The organism is Planobispora rosea (genome assembly GCF_014648175.1).
Lineage (GTDB): Bacteria > Actinomycetota > Actinomycetes > Streptosporangiales > Streptosporangiaceae > Planobispora > Planobispora rosea.
The window spans coordinates 23,977-44,959 of the sequence record NZ_BMQP01000010.1; the positions used below are offsets into that span (position 1 = coordinate 23,977).

Here is a 20,983-nt window from a genome sequence, read left to right on the forward strand (position 1 = left end):
TTCCAGTCACCGGCCAAGCTTCGCCCATTCTGGCACCGTACCGTTGTTCACTTGGATAACCGCTGAGATGCGCAAACAGCGTCCTTTACTCCACAATAGGTCCGAACCAAGCCCCGGGGGAAAGGAAGAGAGTCCGTGCGAACTGCGGCAACCGTAGGCGCGCTCGCCCTGGCGACGTCGGTGCTCGCGCCCTCCGGGGCGCATGCGACCTCAACCGGAGAAGGTCCCTTCGCCGCATCCGCCTCCGGCGTGTCCGCCGGGACGACGACCGCGGGCGATCCGACTCCGGCTCCGACCCCCACCCCGGCGCCCGTCCCGACACCCACACCCACGCCCACCGCCGACGTCATCCCCCAGGGGACGGTCGTCGACACGGTCGCGTACGGTCCGCACTCCCGCCAGCGCATGGATGTCTGGCACCAGCCCGACGACCTCCGGCGTCCGGGTGTCTTCCTGATCCACGGCGGCTGGTGGTCCTCCGGGGACAAGAAGTACATGACCGAGGTCAGCCGGAGCTACGCCGAGCTGGGCTACACGGTCTTCAACATCAACTACCGGCTCTCCGGCGACGCGTCGTGGCCGGCCCAGCGCGTCGACGTCTTCGACGCCATCGCCACCGCCCGGCGGCACGCGGCCCTGTGGTCCTTCAACCCGAACAACTACGTCGTCGTCGGCTTCTCCGCGGGCGGCCACCTCGCCACCGCGGTCGGCACCTACAAGACCGGCGGCCTGCCCGGGCTGAAGGGCGTGGTCGGGATCTCTCCCGTGGTCTCCCCGCTCACGGCCTACATCGAGGGGGCCGACAGCCCCGACCCCAACAAGCGCAGGCTGCGTACGGCCGCCATCCGGCTCGCCGGGGGCTGCGGGCCGTCCGGGAAGTGCGCCAGGATCTGGCAGAGCATGGAGGTCCCCGAGCACGCGAGCCGGGGCGACGCCCCCATCCTGAGCGTGCACGCGGAGAACGAGTTCGTCCCCCCCATCCACAGCACCCAGCTCCAGGCCCGCCTGCGTCAGGTCGGCGTTCCCATGACCGTGCTCACCGAGCCTGGCATCGACCACAGCGCACCGCTCTACCGGCTGCCCGGCGTGGCGGAGAGGGTGCAGGCGTGGATCGCGGGCAAGCTGCTCTGAGCGGACCGCTCTGATCCGGCCGCTCCGGATGGGAAGATCTATCTCAGCATCGGGAAGATGTGCGGCGCCCTCTGTGTTGACAACGATCGCCGGACATCGCATGAGGGGATATTTAACGACATGGCGCTCACCGTTTACACAACCACGTGGTGCGGCCCCTGCAGGCGGCTGAAGGCTCAGCTCACCCGCGAGGGCATCGCCTACGAGGAGATCGACATCGAGCGGAACCCCGACGCCGCCGAGTTCGTCATGAGCGTCAACAACGGCAACCAGACCGTCCCCACGGTCGTCGTGCACTCCCCGTCCGGCCCGATCGCCCTGACCAACCCTCCGGTCACGGAGGTCAAGCGTCTCCTTGAGGGCGCCGCCTGACGTTCCGCCCGGACATCCCGGCCCGCGGCCCGGCCCCGTCGAGTCGCCGGACCACCGGACCGCCGGACCGGAGCCCCCTGCCCGGACGCCCCGCTGGAGATCACCGGCGGGGCGCACCCGTCTTCTGGGTTCCCGCCTTGCGGGCGCGGAGCGGAATCGGCTCGGGCTCCTGGACCTTGGCCGCGCCCGCCGGCTTACGGGCACCGGACGCGGCCGGCTCGGCGCCCCTGCTCCTGCCCGCGCCGCTGACGGTCCGGTAGGCGTTCGCGCCGTCGGGCCCGGCCGTGTAGTGCAGTTCCTCGAAGAAGACCGTGCCGTCGTCACCGGCGTAGGCCCGTGTGATCTTCAGGCTCGCGCCGTCCCGCCCCGCCTGGGCCTCGGACCGCTCCCAGAGGGTGTCGGCCATGGCGGTCCCGGAGAATCCGCCGAACAAGAGCGCCACGATTACGGCGCCGAGCAGACGGCGCGCTGTCCTACCGGTCATTTGATGTTCCTTACGAGATCAAGGGATGCTGCGATGGAAGGCGTGGGCCCCGCCCGCGCACTGGACGGGGCCCACGTTCGTCACGGTGAACGGCTCTCCGCAGGTCTCAGTCGGCGCCGCTGACGGTGTGCGTGCTCGATGCGCCCGTGGGGCCGGCCTGCTGCGACGACGTCTTGAAGAAGGCGGACCCGCTCCACTCAGAGTGGTTGGACGGATCGTCGTGATCACCCGCCAGGGCGAGGGACGAACCCGACAGGGCCAGGGCCGCCGCCGCCATCGTGGTGAAGGCCATGCGGCACAGTGCTCTGCTCATATGACTCCGGTTCCTTTCTCGTCCGGTCCCATCGCGGACCAGGCTCCGATCGGATCCGGTCTCCCCTCGACTCCCAGCCGGGGAACTGATCCCGGATCCGAGGAGTCGATACCCTCACACCCCTACATGAACACGCATAGTTAGCACATGACTACATAGAGCAAATGGCCGCCAAATCACCTATTGATCTCCCCGACATTCAAGGATGGTACGGACGATCCGGTCACCAGTCCCCGTGGAGATCCCCTCCGTACCAGGTCTCGATCAACCGGCGGGCGATCGACACCACGGGCGGCAGACGCAGCTCACCGCTCCGCAGTGCGGCCGCCATCTCCTCGCGGGTGAACCAGCGCGCCTCGGCGATCTCCTCCGCGTCGGGGACCAGTTCGACGGACGTGGCGCGGGCGAAGAAGCCGAGCATCAGGCTGCGCGGGAACGGCCACGGCTGGCTGCCCAGGTAGCGGGGAGCGGTGACGCTCACCCCGACCTCCTCGGCCACCTCGCGGATCACCGCCTGCTCCAGTGACTCCCCGGGCTCCACGAATCCGGCCAGCACCGACATCCGCCCCTCGGGCCACTGCGGCCCCCGGGCCAGAAGGCACCGATCCTCGCCGTCGTGGACGAGCATGATCACCGCGGGGTCGACCCGGGGGAAGTGCTGGCTGCGGTCGTCCGGGCACACCCGCATGTGGCCGCCCGCCCGGACCTCCGTACGGCCGCCGCAGCGCGGGCAGAACTCGTGCGTGGAGTGCCACGCCTCCAGGGCGACCGCGTGGACCAGCAGCCCGGCGTCCAGGTCTCCGAGCAGGGCGCCCACCTGGCGCAGTCCCGCGGGCACGGTCTCTCCCTCCGGCAGCGCCCCGGCCTTCAGCGGGGCGACGATCCGCGCGGTGGCGGCCCCGTTGCCCTCCGCGGCCCGCAACGGGGCCGCCACCGCGAAGTAGGCGACACCGGCGGCGTCCACGCCGAGCAGGTAGCGCTCCCCCTCGGGAGCCTCGCCCGGGGGCAGGAGGACGAGTCCGACCTCGTCCCCGCTCCGCCGTACCAGGGCCTGCCCGTCGTCGACGACCACGACCCTGGTCGCGCCGTCCGCCCACGCCCGCCGGATCCATTCGGCGTTCTCGCGCAGCGCCGCCGAACGGTCGATGGCGCTGCGCGCGAGCAGCAACGGCCCCAGCAATCCTTCGTCCACCGTGATCTCCACGCCGCTCCGCCCCTCCCGAACCGGCTGCATCTTGCGATTCGCCGGATTGATGCTCTCCCGGGGGAACACCGTATCGCCGCCGGGGAAGTCCCTGGCAGCGGCGGGGGTGACGATGCCGTCCTCCTCGCGACGGCGCATTCCTGGCATGAACCATGCCCTCCAGCCAAGACAGACATTTAGGGTGATTGGCAGGTCGGGCCACACGATGATCGCCGTCCTACTAAGATGCGGCTGGTTAGGTTAGCCTTACCTGATACTCGGGGGTCCCTCCTTGCGGCTGTACCTCACCGCGCTCAAACCGACCGACTCGGTCACCGACGGCTTCCTGCCCGCGGCGCGCGCCCTGGGCTGCGACACGACGATCCTCACCGACCGGCCGGAGCAGTACGGGGGCTCCATGGCCGAGGGGGCCGAGGTGCTCGCCTGCGACGTGCGTGACGCCCGCGCGGTGATCGACGTCATCGCCCATCACCGCGCACCCGGCGCGATCTTCTCCAACTCCGACCACATCCAGGCCGAGACCGCCCTGGCCGCCGCCTACTTCGGCCTGCCCGGCAAGGACTGGCGGGCGTGCGTCACGGCCAAGAACAAGGCGCTCACCCGGCGGCGGCTGGCCGCGGCCGGGATCGAGACCGTCCGCTCGGTACGGCTGGCGCCCGGCGACCCGGTCCCGGAGCGGGACGTGCCGCTGCCCGCCGTGGTCAAGCCACGCGAGGGCGTGGCCAGCGAGGACGTCGTCCTGGTCCGGGACGGGCGCGAACTGGCCGAGGCGGTACGGGCGATCCGGAACCGGCGGCCGGGCGAGGCCCTCGTCGTGGAGGAATATCTCGACGGCCCGCTGCGCACGCTGGAGACCCTGGGCGACGGCGGAGAGATCCGGGTGCTCGGCGGCTTCCGGACCACCCTCGGGCCGCTGCCGTACTTCGTGGAGGAGCGCCTGGACTGGGAGCCCCCGCCCGCGAGGGAGCGGGATCACGTGCTGCGGGCCCTGCAGGCGCTGGGGGTGGGCTTCGGCGCCTGCCACACCGAGTACGTGACGACGCCGGACGGGCCGCGGATCATCGAGATCAACTATCGGGTGATCGGGGACCACTGCGACTTCCTCCTGGCCGACCTGCTGGGAGTCCCGCTGTTCGAGCGGATCCTCGGCGTCCACCTCGGGCGGGGCCTCGGCGACTGCGGCACGGCCCTGGGCCACGGGACCGCCCTGAGCGTCGTCGCGGACCGCTCGGGGACCGTGGTCGCGGGCCCGGGGACGGTCACGCCGCCGACCGGCGACCGGGTACGGCTCTGGCACCGGCCGCTGCGCACCGTGGGCGACCGCATCGACCAGAGCCACACGAACAGGGATTATCTGGGTATCGTCCGCGCCATCGGGCCCGACCGGGGAAGCGTGGACGAGGCCATCGCGGCCTTCGACGCCGAGAGTCCCTGGGTGGTCGCGTGATCGCGGGAAGCGCCGTCACCGGGCGGGAGCCGTACCTCGCCGCCCGCGTCCTGAACGCGCTCCTGCGCGAGGACTACGGCGGCCTGGCCGGACGGGTGACCCGGAGCAAGGACGGCGTCGCCGTCATCCTCACCGGCGGGCGCCGGGTCCGGCTGGTCCCGGGCTCGCTCTTCCAGGACTTCGTGGTGGCGCCCGAGGAGCTCCTCCGGCTGGAGGACGTGCTCGCCACTCTCCGGGAGGTCTCCTCCCCGGCCGACGCCCCCGGGGTCGAGGCGTTCGCCCGCGAGTGCCACGAGGCCCTGCGCGCCCTCGACCTCCACGACGAGCACCGCGAGGACGTCCTGGCCCGGCTGGACCACAGCGTGCGCTACGAGACGCTGGCGGCCTTCGTCGACCATCCGGTCTATCCGACGGCGCGCTCCCGTACCGGGCTGACGGACGGGGAACTGGTGGCGTACGCGCCGGAGTTCGCGCCGAGCTTCGCGCTGCGGTGGGCGGCGGTGCCGCGGGAGCGGGTCACCGGGGCGCCCGATCCGGCGCAAGCGCCAGGACCGGCCGATCCGGCGCAAGCACGAGGGCCGGCCGATCCGGCTGGGGCGTTCGCGGCGGCCGGGCTGCCGCGGAGGCTCGCGGAGACGCACGCACTCTTCCCCGTGCATCCGCTGACCGTCCCCGCCGTACGGGAGATCCCGTGGGCGGTCGTCGGACCGGCCCCGCATCTGACGGTCAGGCCCACGCTCTCGATGCGCACCGTCGTGACCGGCCCCCGCACGCAGCTGAAGCTGCCGCTGACCACCAGCACACTCGGCCTCCGCAACCGGCGCTCGATCAAGCCGGGCACCCTGGCCGACGGGGCGCGGGCCGAGCTGCTGCTGCGCGCGATGCCCTTCCCCGGGGTCGTCCTGGCCGACGAGCAGACCTACGCCCACGCCGGGCACGAGTACCTGGGCTGGCTGGTCCGCCGTCTGCCGCCGGGCGAGATCGTCCCGGTCGCAGCGCTGCTCGCGCCGCTGCCCGGCGGGGGCACGGTCGTGGAGGCGCTCGCGGAACGGCTGTCCGGCGGGGACGTGGAAGGGCTGCTCGGCACGTATCTGCGGCTGCTGTTCGGGTTCGGGGTGCGATTGTTCGTCGGGTACGGCACCGCGCTCGAAGCCCACCAGCAGAACCTCGCACTCGTCCTCGGCGGGGACGGCGGCCCCGCTCCCGGCCCCGGCCCCGCTCCCTTCCGGCTCCTGGTCAAGGACAACGACGGTCTCCTGGCCTCCCCCGGCCACCTGCGGGCCGCCGGCCTGGCCGTACCGGACTTCACCGACGGACGCATGCTCACCGACGACCCGCACGCGCTCGCCGACGTGTTCGTGACCATCACCCTCCACCTGGCCGCCGCCGCCCCGGTGTTCGGCGCGCTGCCCGCGCCGCGGGCCGCCCGGCTCGTCGGGGACGCGCTCGCCGAGGCGCTGGAGCCGTACGGCGACGACCCGATGGCCCGGCTGCTGCGGGCCAGGACCCTCGACGCCGCGCGGCTCGTCGGCAAGTCGATGGTCACCGCCGGGACCCTCGTCGACAAGGCGCGCACCGGGGCGCGCGACGTGAACAAGTTCTACGGCACCAGCGGCCCCAACTACCTCCGCCAGCCCCCCGCGGCCATCCGGCCCGTGACCCAGCAGAGGACCACATGACCACCGGTCTCGCGCTCGACTCCCCCGCCGCCGTCGCCGAGGGGGCGACCCTGGCGGCGCTGCTGCGCTGCACCGTCAGAGAGGTGGCCGGGCCACGCGGGCACGTCTGGCACGCCGGGCCGTACGTCCTCCTGCGCGTGGCGGGCGACCTGCTCCGGGCACGGACGCGCGGCGGGCTCGCGCTGCGCTTCGAGGGCCTGCCCGAGCGGCTGGAGGACGGCTGCTGGCGGCCGCTGTCCGCCGACGACCTCGTCCGGCTCGTGGAAGGCGAGCTGGGCGGCGGCAACGAGGAGTTCGCGCCCCAGGTCCGGGCGAGCCGGGAGGCCATGGCGGCGCTGCTGCGGGCCCGGCGGGAGACCGCCGCGCCGGCGGACCCGTGGCTGGCCTCCGAGCAGGCCCTGGTCTTCGGGCACCCGTTCCACCCCAGCCCGAAGGCCCGCGGCGGCCGCGGCTCCGGCACGGGAAACGGCACGGGAAACGGCGCGGGAAACGGTCGTCGCGGCGTCGGAGACGACGGGGAAGGGGACGCGGCGGACTGGCTCGGGTACGCCCCCGAGGCGCACGCGCGCTTCCCGCTCCGGCTCCTCGGGGTCCGCCGCGACCTGCTGGCCGAACAGGGCGACACGGCGGCGCTGGACGGGCTGGGCGCGGCGCCGCCCGGATACGCTCCGCTCCCCGTCCATCCCTGGCAGTTCGACCTGCTCGCGCCGGAGCTGGCCGCGCCGCTGGCCGACGGGAGGCTGCTCGACCTGGGGCACGGCTCCCGCCCCGCGGTCCCCACCTCGTCGGTCCGCACGGTCTACGAGCCGTCGATCGACCGGTGCCTGAAGTTCAGCCTGGACGTGCGGATCACCAACTGCGTGCGGAAGAACTCCTGGTACGAGCTGGCCGGGGCGGTCGAGCTGACCTCGCGCCTGGATCCGGTGTTCCGGCGGCTGGCCGCGGAGTTCCCCGGGACCCGCTGGCTCCCCGAGCCCGGTTACCGGTCGGCGGATCTCGGCGTCCGGTTGATGGAGGGGCTCGGCGTGATCATCCGGGTGAGCCCCTGGTCGGTCTGCCGTCCGGGTGTCACCCCCCTGTTGAGCGGCGCTCTGGCCGCGGGCGGTCACCCCGGCGCCGACGTCCTCCCCGCGGCCGCCGCGGCCGCCGCGGCCGACCCGGTGCGCTGGTGGCGCGCCTACGTGGAACGGGTGGCGCCGCCGGTGCTGGACGCCTACCTGAACCACGGCGTGGTGCTGGAACCGCATCTGCAGAACGTGCTGGTCGGCGTGGACGACGCGGGAATGCCGGTGGAGGCCGTCTTCCGCGACCTGGAGGGCACCAAGCTCGTCGCCGGCCGCCACGACGTGTCGGAACTCCCCGGCCGGGTCGCCGACCGGCTCACCTACGACGCGGCGAGCGGCTGGAACCGGGTGCTCTACTGCCTGATGGTCAACCACCTGCCGGAGGTCGCCGCCACGCTCGCCGGGACGGTCCCGGAGACGGACGCGCTGCTGCGGGAGCTGTGGGCGGTCGCCGGGGAGGTGCTCGCCGGCTACGCCGCCTCCCGGGGGTGGCCGCGTGAGCTGTCGGAGCTGCTGGCCGGGGTGCCGCTGCCCGCCAAGGCCAACCTGTCGGTGCGGTGGGCGCGGTCGGCGGACCACGCGGCGGGGTACGTCCCGGTGGCCAACCCCCTGGCGATGTTGTCATGACGTTCCCGGAGGCCCTCCCCGTGCTCCCCTGCGCCCCCCTGTCCGAGATCCCCGGTGACCTGCCCGCGTACGTCTACGATCTGGCCGCCCTGGACGCGCACGCGGCCGCGGTCCGGGCGGCGCTGGGCGACGTCGAGCTCTACTACGCGGTCAAGGCCAATCCCGACCCGGAGCTGCTGCGGGTGCTCGCCCCGCACGTGGACGGCTTCGAGGTGGCCTCGGGCGGGGAGCTGGCGCACGTGCGCGCGCTGTCGCCGGACACGCCCGTCGCGCTGGGCGGGCCGGGCAAGACCGACGCGGAGCTGCTGGCCGACGTGACGCGGCTGCACGTGGAGAGCCCTTCCGAGCTGCGGCGGCTGCTGGCGCTGAGAACGGCCTCGGGGCGCCCGGCCGACGTGATGCTCCGGGTCAACCTGGACGTCCCGGTCGAGGGCGCCTCGCTGGCCATGGGCGGCGGCGCCACCCCCTTCGGCATGGATCCGGACGGGGTCGCGGAGTGCCTCGGCCTGCTCTCTCCCCGAGCCGGGCAGGACGGGCACGGGCCGGTACGGCTGCGCGGCCTCCACGCCCACCTGGCCAGCGGGCTGGACGCCGGGCGGATGCTCCGGCTGGCGGAGGCCGTACTGGACTACGCCCGCGCCGTCGGGATCACCGAGGTCAACCTCGGCGGCGGCATGGCCGTGTCCTACACCGACCCGGCCGCCCGGTTCGACTGGAAGACCTACGGCGAGGGCCTGGCGGCGCTCCGGCGCCCCGGCGAGGTGCTGCGGATCGAGCCGGGGCGCGCGCTGACCGTCTACTGCGGGCGGTACGTCACCCGGGTGATCGACGTCAAGCGGGTCCACGGCGAGCTGTTCGCGGTGGTCGCCGGGGGCACCCACCACCTCCGCACCCCCGCCACCAAGGGCCACGACCAGCCGCTGGCCGCGTGGTCGTCGGGCGAGGCCGGCGAGCCGGTCACGATCGTCGGCCAGCTCTGCACGCCGAAGGACGTCCTGGCCCGGAGGGTCCCGGTCCGGGTGGAGGCGGGCGACGTGGTCGAGTTCGCGATGGCCGGGGCCTACGCCTGGAACATCTCCCACCACGACTTCCTGATGCACCCGAAACCGGCGTTCCACTACCGGTGCGCCCCGGACCGGTGACACCACCGGTCCGGGGCGCGTGTCACCGGTCCTTGAGGAGGGGGACCGACTCGACGAGCGCGACCAGCCCGCGCTCGTCGAGGAGGTCCACCGGGCGGACCGTCTCGTTGAAGCGCACGTAGTGGAAGGCCGCGCTCACCCGCTCCAGGGGGACGCCGGCCAGGTGGGACCAGGCCAGCCGGTAGGCCGCGAGCTGGACGGCGGCGGCCGACCGGGTGGTGGGCATGAGGCGGCGGCCCGTCTTCCAGTCGACGACCTCGTAGCCGCCGTCCGGAGTCTGGAAGACGGCGTCCATCCGGCCGCGGACCACCCGGTCGGCGATCATCGTTTCGAACGGCACCTCGACGTCGAGGGGCTCGCGGGTCGCCCACTCGCTCTCCTCGAACATCTCCTGGAGCTCCACCAGCCGGGCGTCGGCCTCCTCGATCTCGTCACCGGCGCCGGGCAGCTCGAACTCGTCGATGAGGCGCTGCTGGCCCCACCGTGTCTCCAGCCAGTGGTGGAAGGAGGTGCCGCGGCGGGCCAGGGGCGCGGGCTTGTTCGGGACGGGCCTGCGGATCTGCCGTGCCAGGGCCTTGGGGTCGGCGGCGAGGGTGACCAGGGACGAGACGGTGAGGTGGGTGGGCAGCTCGACCGGGCCGCCTCCACCCCGGCGGCTGTTGCGGTCCCGTTCGCGCAGGAGCAGTTCGGTGTCCCGTACCCAGGCCTTCGCCCGTTCCCTGTCCCAGCCGCGCAGCTCCACCAGGCGTGGGTCGCCCTCACCCGCCGGTTCCGCGGACTCCGCGGACTCCGCGGTTTCCGCGGTTTCCGCGGTTTCCGCGGTTTCCGCGAACTCGGAGGGCTCGGCGGGCACGGCGGCTTCGGCGGGCACGGCGAGGGCGTGGAGGGCGGCCTCGACGAGGAAGGCGCCGTCGACGGTGGCCTCGTAGCGGACGCCCTCGGGCGTGACGGGCCAGATGGCCTCGGCGGGGTCGGCGAGCAGGGGGTTGGTGGCGTCCTCGGCGGCCGGGGGAGCCCAGGTGTCCACCCGGTCGCAGGTCTCCCGGATCTCCACCAGGAAGTCCGAGGGCTCCAGGGGCTTGGCCGCGCTCCCCCAGCGGTAGCCCGAGGCGATCAGCAGGTAGTGGGCGCGGGTGACCGCGACGTAGGCCAGCCGCCGTTCCTCCAGCAGGTCGCGGTCGCGGCAGCGTTCGTCGAACTCGGCCAGTTCCTCCCTGCCCAGCCCCTCCAGCCGGGGCAGGTCGGAGGCGTCGCCGCGCAGCGGGTAGGGCAGCTTGCGCGGGTTCTCCGTCCACCTGGGGCTCATCACCGGACGGGCCGGGAACATGGTGCCGACGGTCGGCGAACCGGACTTCGACAACGCCTGCGACATCCCGGGCACGATCACGACCGGCCACTCCAGACCCTTGGAGGCGTGGATGGTCATCAGCTTCACGCTGTTGCTCTCGCCCACCCTCCCGGCGTCCAGGCCGTTCTCCTCCTCGTCGGCGGCCTTGAGGTAGGCCAGGAACGCACCCAGCGTCGGATCCTCGGAGTCGCCCGCGAACCGGGAGGCGGCGTCGACGAAGGCGTCCAGGTCGGCCCGGGCGGCGAACGGCCCCGCGGCCGCGCCCCGGGCCGCCACCTCGATGTCCAGGCCGAGACGGCGTTCGACCTCGACGATCAGGTCGGGGAGCGGCTGTCCGGCCCGGGCGCGCAGGGCCCGCAGTTCCTGGGCCATGGCCGTCAGCCGGACCCGCGCCAGCGGCGAGAACAGGTCCTGCCACTCGGGCCGGTCGGGCAGCTCGTCCAGCGCGTCGACCAGGCTGCCGCGCTCCTCGGCCAGGTCCGCGACGACCTGGTCCAGCGGGTCGGCCACCGGGGAGGCGCCCCCGCGGTGCTCCCGGTTCAGCTCGCGGGCCCGCTCGCCCAGCTCCTTCAGGTCCGCCGGGCCGATCCGCCAGCGCGGGCCGGACAGGAGCCGGACCAGGGCGTCACCGGCCGTGGGGTCGTAGAGCACGCGCAGCGTGGCCACCACGTCGGCGACCTCGGGCACGGTGAGCAGCCCGCCCAGGCCGACCACCTCGACCGGGACGCCGCGCTCCTCCAGCGCCCTGCGCAGCGCGGGGAACTGCGAGCGTTTGCGCGCGAGGATCGCCACGTCGTGCGGTTGCAGGCACTGCGGGCCGCCCCACATGCTCTGCTTGGCCTTCTTGCGCTCCCCCTCGCCCCAGGGCAGACCGTCCGGGGCGGTGTCGCTCCCGAGCAGCCGGCACACCTGGTCGGCCACCCACTTCGCCTCGTCCTCGGCCGTCTCGTGGAAGGCGCACACCACCCGGCCGCGCTCGACCCGGTTGCCGCCGGGCACCAGCACCGGCACCTCCCTGGCCTCCATGCGCAGGGGGAGCTGCACCCGGGCGGCCACATCGAGGACGGCGTCGCCGTTGCGGAAGCTGACCGAGAGCTGGCGGACCGGGGCGAGCTCCCCGGAGGCCGTCCTGAAGTCGCGGGGGAAGCGGGTGAGGTTCCCGGCCGAGGCCCCGCGCCAGCCGTAGATGGACTGGCAGGGGTCGCCGACGGCGGTCACCGGATGGCCACCGCCGAACAACGAGCGGAGCAGGACGAGCTGGGCGTGGCTGGTGTCCTGGTACTCGTCCAGGAGCACGACGGCGAACCGGTCCCGCTCGATCCGGCCGACCTCCGGATGCCTGGCCGCGATGCGGGCGGCCAGCGCCATCTGGTCGCCGTGGTCGACGACCTCGCGCCGGCGCTTGAGCCGGTTGTAGGCCTCCACCAGCGGCAGCAGCTGCTCCCTGGCCCGCTGGACGGCCAGGGGCCTGCGCTGGGCGACGATCGGCGAGCCGGGGAGCGCCTCGTAGCGCGCGGTGAGCCAGGCGCCCACCTCCCGGATGTCCGCCGGGTCGCGCATGTGCTCGGCCAGTTCCCCGGCCAGCTCCAGCACCGCGCGGGTGACCGTGGCCGGGCCCCACTCGATCTGTTCCATCGGGCCGTCGTAGGCGCTGACCACGTGCCCGGCGAGCTGCCAGGCGATGGCCGGGGTGATCAGGCGCATGGTGGGTTCCAGCGCCTCGCGCAGGGCGTGGTCGGTCACCAGCCTGGCGGCGTAGGCGTGGTAGGTCGAGATGGTCGGCTCACCCGCGAGCAGGTCCGCGGGCACGTCCTGGCCGAGGGCGGCCAGGCGCTCGCGCACCCGGTGCGACAGCTCGCTCGCGGCCTTGCGGGTGAAGGTCAGGCCGAGCACCTGCTCGGGCCGGACCAGGCCGTTGGCGACCAGCCAGACGACCCGCCCTGCCATGGTCTCGCTCTTGCCCGACCCCGCGCCGGCCACCACGACCATCGGTTCGAGCCCGGCCTCGATCACCGCGGCCTGTTCGGGAGTCGGGGGAAGGATGCCCAGCTTGGCCGCGAGCTGGATCGGACTCAGCAAACTCGGCCTCCATCGGTGCGGCGGTCCGGCGGGGTACGGCTCAGCACACCTGGCCCCCGCTCTCGTTGACCGGGCAGCTCGCCCGCGCCGCGCAGGTACGGCAGCCGTCGTTGACCTTGGCGTGGAAGAAGGGCAGGGACATGCCCCGCGCCACGGTGTCCACCATGTCGTGGGCCCAGCCGGGGTCGGCGTCCTCCGCCAGGGGCTTCTGGACCTGCTCCCGGGGGTCCTTGCCCGCGGCCTTGCCGACCTGGACCAGCGCGGCCCCGCCCGGCTCGGTCATGCCGTGCCGCTGGAAGGCGCCCAGCAGCGCGGCGAGCTGGTAGACCCCGAGCTGGGGATGGCGTTCGAGGTCGGCGTCGGAGGGTTTGCCGCCGCCGGTCTTGATGTCGATGATCACGGCGCGGCCCTGGTCGTCGCGCTCGACCCGGTCCACCCGTCCCTTGATCTGCACGCCCTCGGAGACCGTCGCGACGAAGGACTCCTCGGTGGCGACCAGCTCGCGGGGGTTCTCCCGGTGCCAGCGGACGAACTTGGAGATCATCTGCTCGGCGACCCGGCGCTGCTTGCGGTTGTACCAGACACCGCCGAAGTCCAGCTCGTCCCAGACCTTGTCCAGCTGCTTGGTGAGGGTCTCCTCGGTGGGCATGCCCCCGGCGGCGAGCACCGCCAGCGCGTGGACGACCGTGCCCAGGCCGCGGGCCACGTCGGTGCTCCCCGCGCCCACGGAGGTCTCCAGCAGCCAGCGCAGGCCGCACTTGGTGAAGCTCTCCACCGCCGAGGGCGAGATGCGCACGATGTCGTCGGGCCAGCCGAGCGGGCGGTCGTCGGAGATCGGGGTGAGGGCGTACCACTCGTCGGGGTGGGCGCCCTGCACCCCGGCCGCGGCCAGCCTGGCCAGATGCTCGGCGGCGACCCTGCGCAGGGACTCCGGCCGGGTCGAGTCGCACACCGCCGCGCGCAGGTCGGCCACCAGCGCGGGCATGCTCAGCCAGCGGGACCGCTCGTCCATGACGGCCGTCTCCTCGTCCGACCCGGGCACCAGCTCGGAGAGGAACCGCGACGGCCGCTCCTCGACGTCCTCCCCGCCCACGGCGGTGACGACGAGCCTGCTGCGGGCGCGGGTCGCGGCCACGTAGAACAGGCGGCGCTCCTCGGCCAGCAGCTGGGAGGCGATCGCGGCCCTGACCTCCGCAGGGTTCTCGCTCTCGGAACCCTCCGCGCGGGCGGACATGTCGTCGGTGCTCAGGATCGACCCGCGCGGCCGCAGGTCCGGCCAGGCGCCCTCCTGGACCCCGGCGACGACCACGAGGTCCCACTCCAGGCCCTTGGCCCGGTGGGCGGTCATGATGCGGACCGAGTCGCCCTCGGGCGCCCGCGCGGCGAGGGAGTCCTCGGGGATCTCCTGGGAGATCAGGTCCTGCACGAACACGTCCACGCCCGCGTGGGGCAGCCGGTCGACGAACTTGGCCGCGCGGTCGAAGAGCATCATGACGGCGTCCAGGTCGCGGTCGGCCTGCCTGCCCCGGTGCCCGCCCGCGGCGCTCGTCTCGCTCCACTTCTCGGCCAGGCCGGTGATCTGCCAGACGGCCCAGAGCGCGTCCTCCGCGGTGCCGCCCTGCCGTACGGCCTCGGTGGCCGCGGCGATGAGCCGGGCCACCCGCTCGGCGGGCAGCGCGACGTGCGGCTCCACCATGACCAGCTCGCGCGCGTCCTTGAGGGCCGCGATGAGGAGCTCACCGGAGGATCTCGGCCTCCCGGTGCCCGGCGCCTGGGGAAGGGGCGTCTCCTCGTTCTCAGGCCCCTGCGGCGCCTGCGGTTCCTCTGCCGTCCGGGGCTCCTCTGCCGTCCGGGGTTCCTCCGGCGTCTGGAGCCCCTCCGGCGCATGGGGCTCCAGGGCCTCGTGCTCGGCGATGCGCAGGGCGCGGCGCAGGCGGCGCACCCCGATCATGTCGGTGCCGCCGAGCGCGCCGGTCAGCAGTTCCTCGGCCAGCCCCTCGTCCAGGGTCTCCGGGTGGAGGGCGACCTGGATGAGCTGGACCAGCGGCCGCACGCCCGGCTCCTGGAACAGCGGCACCTCGCCGCCGCCCACCACGACCGGGACGCCCGCCGCGACCAGCGCCCGGCGCAGCAGCGGCACCTGCCGGGTCGCCGACCGGACCAGCACGGCCATCCGCGACCAGGGCACCCCGTCGAGCAGGTTGGCGCGGCGCAGGGTGTCGGCGACGAGCGCCGCCTCCTGGGTGGGGCTGTCGGCCACCACCACCCGGACGTTCCCGGGCTCCGCGTCCGGGAGCGCCGTCAGGTCGCGGTGACCGGCCCGGCCGGGGATGGCGGGCAGCCGGGCGGTGACGCGGCGGGTGGCCGCCAGCAGGCCGGGACCGCTGCGGCGGCAGACGCGCAGCGCGACGACGGGTGCCGGCTCGCCGTCCGCGGTACGGAACCGGTCGGGGAAGTCCATGATCCCGTGGACGTCGGCGCCGCGGAACCCGTAGATCGACTGGTCGGGGTCGCCGACCACGATCAGGTCCCGGCCCTCCCCCGCCAGCCGCTGGAGCAGCGCCTCCTGGGCGGGGTCGGTGTCCTGGTACTCGTCCACGAGGACGACGTCGTAGGCGGAGCGCTCGCGGAGCCGTACCTCGGGGTCGGCGAGCAGGCCGGCGGCGGCGCGGATCAGCTCCGAGTAGTCGAGCACCGGCTCGGGGTCCAGGTCGAACCGCTCCAGGTAGCGGTCCGCGAACCGGCCCGCGGCGGCCCAGTCGGCGCGGCCGTGGCGGCGGCCCAGCTCGACCAGGCCCCGCCCGTCCAGGCCGCGCTCGGCGGCGCGGGCGATGAAGTCCCGCAGCTCCTGGGCGAAGCCACGGGTCTTGAGCGCCTCTCGCATGTCCTCCGGCCAGTGGACCGCGCCGTCCTCCAGCTCGCCGAGGAGCAGGCGGCGGATCTCCAGCAGCTGCTCGGGGCCGGTGAGCAGCCGGGGCACCGGTTCACCGGCCAGGACGGCCTCGCGGCGCAGCAGCGCGTAGGCGTAGCTGTGGAAGGTGAGGGCGAGCGGCGTCCGGGTCGTCCGGCGCAGCCTGGCGGTGATCCGCGCGCGCAGCTCGTCGGCGGCCTTACGGCTGTAGGTGAGGACGAGCACCCGTTCGGGGTCCGTTCCCCGGCTCCGCACCCGGTCGACCACGGCCTCCACTATCGTGGTGGTCTTCCCGGTGCCGGGACCGGCCAGGACCAGCAGAGGGCCGCTCTCATGGGCCACGACCGCCCGTTGATGCTCATCGAGCACGGGGGCAACGGCCCTCCCCGTGTCCCCGCGACGCACCAACCGCCAGCCCTGACCACTCACAGCTCGCAATTCCACCAGATGTCGGGCAGTGATCGTGCCGAGTCCACGCCTCCGGCATCGTGAACGAGGGCTCCGGCCAGGTCACCGCGGGAGCCCGAGGAGTCACTCCGGCCAGGTCACCGCCGGGGAGCGGTGGAAGTCGACGCCCAGCCCGGTCCAGCGGGGCCCGTACCCGGCCAGGCGGGCCGCGAAGTCCTCGAACTCCCTCGCCCGCCGCGGCGTCCAGGCCACCTCGGCGACCGCGGGCAGCCGGGGGAAGGCCAGATACTCCAGGTCGTCCATCGTCTCGGCGGTCTCGGTCCACAGCGGGGCCTCCACACCGAGCACCTGGCCGTCCCCGACGCCGGGGATCGCCGTCGCGGGGTCCCAGTCGTAGGCGTCCTCAAGCTCGATGAACCCGGCCCAGCTCAGCCCGAGGCGGGTCTCCTCGTCGTATTTCATGTCCAGGTAGGTCCGGGAGGCCGGGGACATGACGAGCTTGCCGCCCTGCCGTACGGCCTCCAGGGCGTCCTCGGGCGTCCCTTCGGGCCGCCAGTACTGGGCCACGGTCCCCGGGGCGAGCCGGGCGCCGCCGATCTCCTGCCAGCCTGCCGCCCGCTTGCCCGCCGCCCCGACCAGCTCGACCGCCCGCCCGACGAAGCGGTCGTACTCCTCCTGCGTGAGCTCCTTCACCTCGTCCCCGCCGATGTGCAGGTAGGGGCCCGGGGTCAGGCGGGCCATCTCCCCGATCACGTCGGCCACGAACCGGTCGACGGCGGGCGCGCCCACGCACAGCGCGCTGAACCCGACGTCCGTCCCGGTGTACGGCTCGCGCCGTCTGCCGTCGCAGCTGAGCGACCCGTCGGCGGCCAGCGCCGCGTTGACGTGGCCGGGCATGTCGATCTCCGGGACGACCTCGACGAACCGCTCCCGGGCATAGGAGACGATCTCCCGGTAGTCCCGCTCGGTGTAGAAGCCGCCGGGCCCGCCGCCGACCTCGGTGGCCCCGCCGATCCGGGTCAGCTCGGGCCGTCCCCGGACGGGCAGCCGCCAGCCCTGGTCGTCGCTGAGGTGCAGGTGGAGCACGTTGATCTTGTAGGCCGAGACGAGGTCGACATAGCGCTTGACCTCCGCGGCCGTGAAGAAGTGCCGGGCGACGTCCAGCATCGCGCCGCGCCAGGCGAACCTCGGCCGGTCGGCGATCCGCACGCCGGGCAGGGTCACTCCGGCCTCCGCCGCGGTCCCGGCCCGGTCCGCCGGCGGGAGGAGCTGGCGGAGCGTCTGCACGCCGCGGAACAGCCCGACCGGCCGGGCCGCCCGGACGCGGATGCCCCGCGCGTCCACGGTGAGCTCGTAGGCCTCGTCGGCGGGATCCACCAGGACGGCGCCGGCGGTGCCGGACTCACCCGCTCCCGCGGACGGGTCGGCGGTGATCTCCAGCCGGACCGCCCCGCCCTCTCCCGTGCGCGGCGCCCACCCGGTCACGTCCCGTACGGCCTCCGCCAGGTGCCCGGCCACTCCCCCGGCCTCCGGCGACGCCGTGATCACGGTGTCCCTGCCGATCGTGAACCCGGCGCCCCGGTAGACCACCTCGACGGGGAGGGGCACCAGGCTGTGCCTCCCCTGCCCCGCGGGCGGGGTCCCGCCCCCGCCACCGTCCTCGCCGCCGCCCCCGCCGGAACACGCCCCGGCGGTCAGCGTCACGACGGCCAGGACGGGGGCGAACAGCGCGCGCCATCTCATGCCCGCATCAGATCACCGGAGCCCGCCCCGGGAAAGGAGGAATCGGAAAGTCTCTTTAACGTTTCCCCCCGCCCCAGGGCTCCACGGCCTCAGGAGCCGAAGACGTGGTCGACCACCCTGGCGGTGGCCTTGCCGTCGTCGCGGGGGGCGTAGGTGTGCCGGAAGCGCGCGTAGCGGTCGGCGTGGGCGGCGGCCACCTCGTCGATCGTCCGGAGCGCCTCGATCACCTCGGCGCTGCCGGACAGCAGCGGGCCGGGGGCCTCGGCGGCCAGGTCGAGGTAGAGACCGCGCTTGGCCGAGTAGCGCTGCAGGTCGTAGGTGAAGAACACCATCGGCCGGCCGGTCGCGGCGAAGTCGAACATGACCGACGAGTAGTCCGTGATCAGCACGTCCGCGACCAGCAGCAGATCCGTTATGTCAGGATATGTCGTGACGTCGATCCCGAGCCCCGCCGGGACGTTCGGCGCCGCCTGCATCGAGTGGCCCCTGATCAGGAACTCGTGGCCCGGACCGAGCACCCGCCGCGCCTCGGCCAGGTTCAGCTTGACCGAGGCGTTCTTCCGGTCGTAGTCGCGGAACGTCGGCGCGTAGAGCACCACCTTGGCGCCCTCCGCGACACCGAGCCGGGCGCGCACCCGCGCCGCCAGCTCCTCGCGGTCCGGGGACGACAGCACGTCGTTGCGCGGGTAGCCGCTCTCCAGGACCTCGCCCTGGTAGCCGAAGGCCTTGCGCAGGAGCGGGACGGCCCAGGGGCTCTGCGCGACCAGCAGGTCCCAGCCGCGAACCTCGACGGCCTGCCGGTGCCAGGCCGGCGGCTTCGGATCGCGGGACATGTGCGGCAGGTCGTTGCCCATGCGCTTGAGCGGGCTGCCGTGCCAGGTCTGCACCACGGTCTGGTCCTCGCGCGCGCGGAACCAGGGCGGCAGGAAGGCGTTGGTCACCACGTACCGCGAGCGGGCGAGCGCCGCGTAGTGCTCCCGGCTGCCCGCGCGGACCACGGTCGGCCGGATGTCCGGGCCGAACCCGAGCTCCCGCGAGCCCGGCGGCGTGAACGCGCCGTCCTTGACGATCCAGATGTGCTCGCGGTCGTCGCCGCGCCGCACCCGCTCCTCGTAGATCGCGCGGACGTTGCCCTCGTACTGCCGCCCGTCGTAGGCGACGTAGACGGTGGCGTCGCTTCGCTCGCGGTTCCGCTCGGCCGGGTAGAAGGCGCGCTGCAGGGCGTGCAGCCCGCCGGGGCCCTTCTCGTCGTCGGGCCGGACCTCGGCCACGACCAGCATCGGCACGTCGAACCGGGTGGAGATCAGCCGGTACTCACGGCCCGCGACGGTCTTCGGGCTCTCGTCGAGCGTCTCCAGGGCCGCGTGGTCCATCCGCACCGGGACGATCTCGCCGGACTCCTCGCGGACCGCCAGGCTCCAGTTGCCGCTGCTCAGCGGGACGGTCTCGGCGAAGCGGGGCATCGCGGCGGGCGTGAGCCGTACCGTGAAGCGGGCGCCGTCGCGCTCCAGCTCGGTGGCGTACATCAGCCCGCTGCGGTGGCGGATCGTCAGCTGGGCCCGGCCCGAGCCGGGGTAGGCGCCCTCAAGCGTGAGCGAGCCGTCCTCGCCCCAGACCGCGGACGAGACGGTCGGGCGGACGCGGTGCGCGGCGACGAGCACCCGGTCCCGCCGGTCGCCCAGGACCGTGATCTCCCGCTCGCCGATGACGGTGCGGCTCTCCATCGCGCTGCTGCCCAGCATCACCGGGGCCGCCGGGTCGCCCTTGGGCTCGATCCAGAGCCTGCCGCCGTCGCGCTCGGACAGCAGCGACGGCACGGCCAGCGGGACGACGACCCGGGTGCCGCCCTCGACCGGGGTGAAATCGGCCGCGATGCGGTGGCCGTCGAGGCGCGCGTGCCCCTTGCCGACCTTCTTGCCCGGCAGGAAGACCGTCAGCTCCAGCCGCTCGCCGTCCAGCCGCACCCCGGTCAGCTCGGCCCGGGTGGGCTGCAGCACGACCTGCAGGGCGCGGTCGGAGGTCCAGACGGGCCGGATCCACCAGCGCGGGCGGACCTCCAGGCCCGAAGGACGCTCGGTCCGGCCGCTGACCGGGCCGCGGAGCAGGCCGACCGCGCGGGCGCCCCGGCTCCAGATCACGATCTCCGCACGCCAGGTCGTGGTGTCCCGTACGGTGGCCCGGCGGCGCAGCAGCCGCTTGCCGCCTCGGACGACGGCCCGCAGCGCGGCGCGCCAGCGCAGCGCCCGCGGGGACAGCTCGGCGGTGAAGCCGGACCAGTCGTAGTTGCACCCCGCCTCGCGGGCGCCGTGGGTGGCCTCCGGGTGGTGGATCCGGCGGGTGCGCAGGCGCACCGGGGGCAGCCAGCGCGGACCGCGCAGCACGACGGTCGCCCGGTTGAAGCGGCGGCTGCGGACCGACAGGCCCGCCAGGTAGGCGTAGCCGGTGATCCGGAGCCGGTCGCCGGACCAGGAGACGTCCTCGATCTGCGTCACCGGGATGAGGTCGGCGGCGCGCAACCGGTAGAGCGACTCGGGAAGCTCCTCACGGAGCGGCAGGTCGGCATACCAGCGCATGCTCTTCCTGACCCGCCGGGACGGCTCCGCGGCGGCGGCGACGAGCTTGCTCAGGGCGTCGCCCTCGGCCAGCTCGTCCACCCCGCGCCGGTCGATCAGGTGGAAGGCCAGCCGCCGGGCCACCGGCAGATCGAGCTTGACCTTGGGGTCCACCCCGGCGAGATAGGGCTTGACGGCGGTGACGAACTCGCGGCGGCGGGCCGCCCCGCGCTTGACCGCGATGTCGAGGCGGGAACCGAGCGGCCCGGCCAGCACCTCGGCGTCGAACTGCCTGCGCTCCGCAGGAGTGAGTCCCTCCGCGAGCACCGAGGCCATGATCGAATCGAGTGGCTCCCCCCGGTCGCAGAGATCCTGTACGGCCCGCAGCCGCTCGGCGAGGCGATCGCCGCTCGTACGCACGGGTGAGGCGCCGGTGGCCATGGGGAAGGCACCGCCTTTCAGGACAAGACTGCGTCTCC

Annotated in this window: 13 protein-coding genes; 6 read left to right on the top strand and 7 right to left on the bottom strand. The window is 73.8% G+C overall.

All coding sequences use genetic code 11. The features are described from left to right. Positions 1 to 135 precede the first annotated feature (135 nt). Together IEZ08_RS12150 and IEZ08_RS12155 are read left to right on the top strand one after the other, a co-directional pair. On the top strand, positions 136 to 1,131 hold the full coding sequence (locus IEZ08_RS12150) for an alpha/beta hydrolase (protein WP_068926911.1): 996 nt from the start codon (positions 136 to 138) through the stop codon (positions 1,129 to 1,131). A gap of 120 nt (positions 1,132 to 1,251) precedes the next feature. Beyond that, positions 1,252 to 1,503 carry a mycoredoxin gene (locus IEZ08_RS12155; protein ID WP_068926913.1) on the top strand — a complete coding sequence of 84 codons (252 nt, stop codon included), beginning with the start codon at positions 1,252 to 1,254 and terminating at the stop codon, positions 1,501 to 1,503. Positions 1,504 to 1,603: 100 nt separating this feature from the next. Here the strand turns inward: IEZ08_RS12155 and IEZ08_RS12160 are convergent, their stop codons facing one another. From IEZ08_RS12160 to nudC, 3 genes are all read right to left on the bottom strand, one after another. Continuing rightward, positions 1,604 to 1,987, bottom strand: coding sequence for a hypothetical protein (locus IEZ08_RS12160; RefSeq protein WP_068926915.1), 384 nt, complete (start codon positions 1,985 to 1,987; stop codon positions 1,604 to 1,606). A gap of 106 nt (positions 1,988 to 2,093) precedes the next feature. Next, positions 2,094 to 2,300, bottom strand: coding sequence for a hypothetical protein (locus IEZ08_RS12165; protein WP_141704243.1), 207 nt, complete (start codon positions 2,298 to 2,300; stop codon positions 2,094 to 2,096). 223 nt (positions 2,301 to 2,523) lie between these two features. After that, entirely contained in the window at positions 2,524 to 3,504 is a 981-nt protein-coding gene (gene nudC / locus IEZ08_RS12170) for an NAD(+) diphosphatase (protein ID WP_229803080.1), read from the bottom strand. 271 nt (positions 3,505 to 3,775) lie between these two features. Here nudC and IEZ08_RS12175 point away from each other — a divergent pair, with 271 nt between their 5' ends. From IEZ08_RS12175 to IEZ08_RS12190, 4 genes are read left to right on the top strand one after another with little or no spacing between them, the layout of a single operon-like run. Continuing rightward, positions 3,776 to 4,951: an ATP-grasp domain-containing protein gene (locus tag IEZ08_RS12175; RefSeq protein WP_189242160.1), complete on the top strand. Its 1,176-nt coding sequence runs from the start codon at positions 3,776 to 3,778 to the stop codon at positions 4,949 to 4,951. After that, a complete protein-coding gene (locus IEZ08_RS12180; protein WP_203863360.1) occupies positions 4,948 to 6,630 on the top strand; it encodes an IucA/IucC family protein in 1,683 nt (560 codons plus the stop codon). The genes IEZ08_RS12175 and IEZ08_RS12180 overlap by 4 nt, the downstream gene beginning before the upstream one ends. Next, entirely contained in the window at positions 6,627 to 8,321 is a 1,695-nt protein-coding gene (locus IEZ08_RS12185; protein WP_189242161.1) for an IucA/IucC family protein, read from the top strand. Before IEZ08_RS12180 ends, IEZ08_RS12185 begins: the two co-directional genes overlap by 4 nt. Then, the gene (locus tag IEZ08_RS12190) at positions 8,318 to 9,463 is read left to right on the top strand and encodes an alanine racemase (protein ID WP_189242162.1); all 1,146 of its coding nucleotides are present in this window, start codon (positions 8,318 to 8,320) and stop codon (positions 9,461 to 9,463) included. The genes IEZ08_RS12185 and IEZ08_RS12190 overlap by 4 nt, the downstream gene beginning before the upstream one ends. Positions 9,464 to 9,485: 22 nt before the next feature. On the opposite strand, the gene IEZ08_RS12195 is transcribed toward IEZ08_RS12190, so the two are convergent. The 4 genes from IEZ08_RS12195 to IEZ08_RS12210 all read right to left on the bottom strand — a co-directional run bounded on the left by IEZ08_RS12195 (position 9,486) and on the right by IEZ08_RS12210 (position 20,945). Beyond that, positions 9,486 to 12,890 carry an ATP-dependent helicase gene (locus IEZ08_RS12195; protein ID WP_189242163.1) on the bottom strand — a complete coding sequence of 1,135 codons (3,405 nt, stop codon included), beginning with the start codon at positions 12,888 to 12,890 and terminating at the stop codon, positions 9,486 to 9,488. A 40-nt stretch (positions 12,891 to 12,930) separates the two neighbouring features. After that, positions 12,931 to 16,170, bottom strand: a complete 3,240-nt coding sequence (locus tag IEZ08_RS12200) for an ATP-dependent helicase (protein WP_189242164.1) — start codon at positions 16,168 to 16,170, stop codon at positions 12,931 to 12,933. 162 nt (positions 16,171 to 16,332) lie between these two features. Then, entirely contained in the window at positions 16,333 to 17,952 is a 1,620-nt protein-coding gene (locus IEZ08_RS12205; RefSeq protein WP_189242165.1) for a beta-N-acetylhexosaminidase, read from the bottom strand. Positions 17,953 to 18,041: 89 nt separating this feature from the next. Then, positions 18,042 to 20,945, bottom strand: a complete 2,904-nt coding sequence (locus tag IEZ08_RS12210) for a CDP-glycerol glycerophosphotransferase family protein (RefSeq protein WP_229803062.1) — start codon at positions 20,943 to 20,945, stop codon at positions 18,042 to 18,044. Positions 20,946 to 20,983 lie beyond the last annotated feature (38 nt).

Coding starts and splice junctions, on each gene's coding strand:
- IEZ08_RS12185 (WP_189242161.1), top strand. CDS start 6,627: ATGACCACCGGTCTCGCGCTCGACTCCCCCGCCGCCGTCGCCGAGGGG.
- IEZ08_RS12155 (WP_068926913.1), top strand. CDS start 1,252: ATGGCGCTCACCGTTTACACAACCACGTGGTGCGGCCCCTGCAGGCGG.
- IEZ08_RS12210 (WP_229803062.1), bottom strand. CDS start 20,945: ATGGCCACCGGCGCCTCACCCGTGCGTACGAGCGGCGATCGCCTCGCC.
- IEZ08_RS12165 (WP_141704243.1), bottom strand. CDS start 2,300: ATGAGCAGAGCACTGTGCCGCATGGCCTTCACCACGATGGCGGCGGCG.
- IEZ08_RS12160 (WP_068926915.1), bottom strand. CDS start 1,987: ATGACCGGTAGGACAGCGCGCCGTCTGCTCGGCGCCGTAATCGTGGCG.
- IEZ08_RS12190 (WP_189242162.1), top strand. CDS start 8,318: ATGACGTTCCCGGAGGCCCTCCCCGTGCTCCCCTGCGCCCCCCTGTCC.
- IEZ08_RS12205 (WP_189242165.1), bottom strand. CDS start 17,952: ATGAGATGGCGCGCGCTGTTCGCCCCCGTCCTGGCCGTCGTGACGCTG.